Source organism: Methylobacterium sp. J-067 (assembly GCF_022829465.1).
In the GTDB taxonomy this organism is placed as follows: Bacteria; Pseudomonadota; Alphaproteobacteria; order Rhizobiales; family Beijerinckiaceae; genus Methylobacterium; species Methylobacterium litchii.
Map to the genome: position 1 here is coordinate 1 of NZ_JAKSXZ010000028.1, position 469 is coordinate 469.

The window sequence follows — 469 nt, forward strand, 5'->3', positions numbered from 1 at the left end:
GCTGCGCCCGCTCTCGCCGGCCGCCGCCGCCTCGATGGCCGCGTTCAGCGCGAGCAGATGCGTGCGCTCCGAGATGTCGTTGACGCTCTCGATGATCTCACCGATCGCCTGGGTCTTCTCCGAGACGCCGACGATGTTGCCCGCCACCGCCTCGGCTTGCTCGCGGATCGCGTCCATCGCCTGGGCGGTGTCGGAGACCGCGCGCAGGCCCTGCCGGGAGGTCTTGGCGGTCGCTTGCGCGGTGGCGATGACCTCGCTGGCGCGCTTCGAGATCTGCGCCCCGGAATGGGTGATCTCGTCCACCGTGGCAGCGGTCTCCTGCACGGCGGCGAACTGCTCCTCGACGGAGGCCGCCTGTTCCTGCGCCGAGGCGCGGATCTCGGCCGCCGCCGCGTTGAGGTCCGCCGTCGCCGCCCGATTGGAGCGAGCGAGATCGGCAAGACCGGCCACCATCATGTTGAGGCCGCGC

1 protein-coding gene is annotated in these 469 nt (G+C 71.4%); it reads right to left on the reverse strand.

Going from position 1 to position 469, the window contains the following annotated elements; translation table 11 throughout:
* Window positions 1-469 (reverse strand): methyl-accepting chemotaxis protein (locus MKK52_RS02010; protein WP_243952079.1); only part of this gene is annotated, 469 nt, incomplete at both ends.